Source organism: Microcystis sp. M53598_WE2 (assembly GCF_030067735.1).
Lineage (GTDB): Bacteria > Cyanobacteriota > Cyanobacteriia > Cyanobacteriales > Microcystaceae > Microcystis > Microcystis aeruginosa.
The window spans coordinates 1-3,895 of sequence record NZ_JASJFE010000556.1 but is presented as its reverse complement, the minus strand read 5'-3'; the positions used below and the strand labels follow the sequence as shown (position 1 = coordinate 3,895).

The following is a 3,895-nucleotide window of genomic DNA, read 5'->3' as shown; positions in this document are numbered from 1 at the left end:
CAGGCGCTCGAACTCTTGTCAAGTTAACCCGAATTATCATATCAATCAGTATCTCAAAGAAGCTGGCGAGTAGGATAATATATCTCTGGCAAACTTGCTAAATTTGTCAAAAATAAGTCTAAAAAGCAGAGAAAAAATTTTAATTATGTAAGCGGGATAACTTCGATCATGAAAAAAGTTAAAATCTTGCCAATTTACCTAAGTTTTCTAATTTTAATCTATATAATTTCTGTCATGACGGTCAACCTCTCCTCTTTCCCCGGATTGCCCGGAGATGAGGCTTGGTTTGGACTGAATGCCCACGAAATACTCCACCACTGTTTTGATTGAATACTGTCCCCATTGTTGAGATTTTCCCAAATCTTGGAAAATTATCTAAGGAAGTTACTGCGAATCTATCATTATTAAAAACAAATCATCCGCACAAACCCTCAGCTTAATTTTGATAAAAGCCAATAATAAGCTGACTTTAAACCTCAAAATTTTTGGTAAATATCTTGACAAATGATCCCGATTAATGGTATTATTAGAGTGGTTTTGGTAAAAATATCCAACAGCCAGACACCCCCTAGACTAACTTAGTAAAATTAATTCCTCCCTATTGATAGATGAAAATCAAGAAATATCTTAAGTTCTGGAAATATCCTCGCTTAGTTGATGAACGAGAGACTTTAATTGAAGAACGAGATTCTCTCAAAGATCATCTGAAGAGTTTGAATCAAGAAAAACAAGAAATGATTCGGGAAAAAAACGCTCTTTATGAAAGATTAGGTCAGTTATCCTTAACCATTCCCGAACTGCAAGAAATTAGTCCCAAACTGCTCGATATTAGCGTCATCAAAAATAAGTCCAGGCAGTTCCGAGTCCAATTGGATGCCGAAAAAGAAAAACTCGCTCCCGACAATTTTGGCTGGTATCCTTACAACACTTTAACCTGCTTCGAGATTCTCGAATTACTATTAACGGGTAAAAACCGTTTTCTCCTGGAATTAATCTCGGAAAAACCGATTGTTGATATTGGTTGTGCCGATGGGGATCTGGCGTTTTTTCTGGAATCTTTGGGCTGTAAAGTACAGGTGGTTGACTACGCTCCTACTAACTTTAATCTTATGCAAGGAGTTAAACTGCTCAAAACTGCTCTTTCTTCCTCTGTGGAGATTCATGATGTTAACTTAGATTCCCAGTTTATCCTTCCCGAAAAAAGCTATAGTTTAGTCATCTTCTTAGGAATTTTATACCATCTCAAAAATCCCTACTATGCCCTCGAAACCTTAGCAAAATCTGCCAATTATTGCCTGATTAGCACCCGCGTCACTAAGTTTAATACGGTGAGTAATACCGCTAATCGAGTCGATCTTTCCGCGATTCCTCTAGCCTATTTACTCGATGAATTAGAAGCAAATAATGATTCCACCAACTATTGGATCTTTTCTAATGCCGGGTTACGCCGAATTTTACAGCGAACCGGCTGGGAAATTTGCGATTATATAACAGTAGGTAATACCGAAAACTCCGATCCCGCCAGTCGTGACGGCGATGAAAGAGCCTATTGTTTAGTAAAAAGTCGTTTCTATCAAGATTAGAAATGCCTAAATATCAGACCAGTCTCCTAAAAATATGAACTATAGCCCTAATCCCCTCTTAAACCGACGTAGTTTGCTGAAATTAGCGGCCCTAGCCGGAGGAAGTGCCGGACTAGCTACCCTTCTCTCCTCTCGGCTCAGTTATTCTGCCGACCAAAACCAAGCTAGTGCCGAGAATATAGAGGCAATAGAGGAATTTTTGCGGCAAATTCGCCCAGTAGATTCACAAAATCTCCAGTTGACAGAATATAGCTTTGAAACAGTCACCGTTGATCGTCGAGGGCAAATTATCGATCGCCGTCAGGGTAGCGCTCGCTCCTGGCGCGAACCCCTAGGCAACGGCAGCGAACTAGAAATGGTAGCCATTCCGGGGGGCAGTTTTCGACGCGGCTCGAAAAATGAAGAAAGAGGCGATCATACTAGCAGTGAAAAACCAGAAAATTCCCTGACGACGGCGGCTTTTTTTCTGAGCAAATACCCGATCACCCAAGCACAATGGCGAGCGATCGCCCAACTACCCAAAATTAATCTCGAACTCAACCCAGCTCCCTCCTTTTTCCAAGGTGATAACTTACCCGTAGAGAGAGTCTCCTGGTACGAGGCGATCGAATTTTGTCAACGACTCTCCCGAGCCACCGGCAAAGATTACCGACTAGCGAGTGAATCACGCTGGGAATACGCCTGTCGCGCCGGCACAACCACCCCCTTTTACTGCGGGGAAACCCTCACCAGCGAGCGGGCCAATTACTTTGCCGTCTATGATCCCTACGCGGAAGAACCAGCCAGCGCCTATCTGGCCAGGACTACCCCGGTGGGCAGTTTCGCCCCCAATAATTTCGGTCTCTACGATATGCACGGCAACGTGGGTGAATGGTGCGCCGATAGCTGGCACCGGAATTACGAGGGAACCCCGCCCCTCGATGGTAGTGCTTGGTTAGACAGGGATACTCGCTTGCAGCCCCGTTATCGTTCCGCCCGTTTAGTGCGAGGGGGCAGTTGGGGCGATGAAGCTAGGCACCTACGCAGTGCCAATCGCACCTTTTGCCTTCCCGATCAACACCACAGTGTCTTGGGTTTACGAGTCATGGCCGATAGTACTGGTTAATCAATGCTTGTGTCCGCCCAAGAGACGACAAAGGTATGGTTCAATAGGGTAGATCGCCAAAAGGCCAAAAGTATTCAGAATCTTCTGCCGTTGTCAGTGCGTTTGTAGCTAAATCAACCGCGAGTGAGGTCAAATTTTTCATGAAGATACAGCAGTCTCATCTTTTCTTAACTCCCCCCACAGGAGATCTACAGATACCTTTATCTCCTCCTCCCCCGGACGACGGCAACCTAGAAGCAGAAAAAAATTATTCTCTCAGCCTGTCTCTAGTCATTCCCACCTACAATGAACGGCAAAATATCGTTCAATTAGTCAACATTCTCAGTCAAATACTTGACGAAGCCCTTCCCAACGATTACGAACTGATCGTTGTCGATGATAATAGTCCCGATCGCACTTGGGAAGTCGCCGCGTCTTTAATCGCTGAATATCCCCAGCTGCGAGTGCTGCGCCGGGAGGGAGAAAAAGGCCTATCCTCGGCAGTGGTACGGGGGTGGCAAGTGGCACGGGGCGACATCCTTGGGGTCATCGATGCCGATTTACAGCATCCCCCGGAAGTGTTATTAAAATTATTCGAGCAAACCAGAGCCGGAGCCGATCTCGCCCTGGCTAGTCGCCATGTGGAAGGGGGTGGAGTCAGCCAATGGAGTCTGACGCGACGCTTCCTCTCCCGGGGGGCGCAGCTGTTGGGATTAGTCATTCTGCCCAATGTGGTGGGACGGGTATCGGATCCGATGAGTGGCTATTTCATGGTTAATCGACAAGCGATCGCGGGCCCGATCTTAAACCCGATGGGCTATAAAATTCTCCTCGAAGTTATCGGCCGCGGCAATATCGACCGGATCGCAGAAGTGGGTTACGTTTTCCAAGAGCGTCAAGACGGTGAAAGCAAAGTCACCTGGCAACAATACATCGAATATATCCTGCACTTGCTGAAATTGCGTTCCCGCGGTCGTTTCGGCGGACTGAAAAGGCGTTGGCAATTCCCCCTCGCTCGCTTTCTTCGCTTTAGTTTAGTCGGGTTTAGTGGCGTATTCGTCGATATGGCTATATTTTATCTCCTCAGCGATCCCACTACCCTCGCTTGGGGAGTAACTCGCAGTAAGATTATCGCCGCCGAGGTGGCCATTATTAATAATTTTCTCTGGAACGATCGCTGGACTTTTGGCGATTTGTCCACCGGCCAAAATCAGTGGCAGCAGCGTTG

General features: G+C 46.1%; 4 protein-coding genes. All 4 read left to right on the top strand.

Annotation, left to right across the window (positions count from 1 at the left end; translation table 11 throughout):
- The first annotated feature begins 168 nt into the window (after positions 1–168).
- Complete coding sequence (locus PX636_RS11335; RefSeq protein WP_004162935.1) at positions 169–330, top strand: hypothetical protein; 162 nt, start codon at positions 169–171, stop codon at positions 328–330.
- Positions 331–608: 278 nt separating this feature from the next.
- Complete coding sequence (locus tag PX636_RS11330; protein WP_288117241.1) at positions 609–1,583, top strand: methyltransferase domain-containing protein; 975 nt, start codon at positions 609–611, stop codon at positions 1,581–1,583.
- 34 nt (positions 1,584–1,617) lie between these two features.
- Complete coding sequence (locus tag PX636_RS11325) at positions 1,618–2,688, top strand: formylglycine-generating enzyme family protein (protein ID WP_288117239.1); 1,071 nt, start codon at positions 1,618–1,620, stop codon at positions 2,686–2,688.
- Positions 2,689–2,828: 140 nt separating this feature from the next.
- On the top strand, positions 2,829–3,895 hold a 1,067-nt coding region (locus PX636_RS11320; RefSeq protein WP_288117237.1), incomplete at its 3' end, for a glycosyltransferase.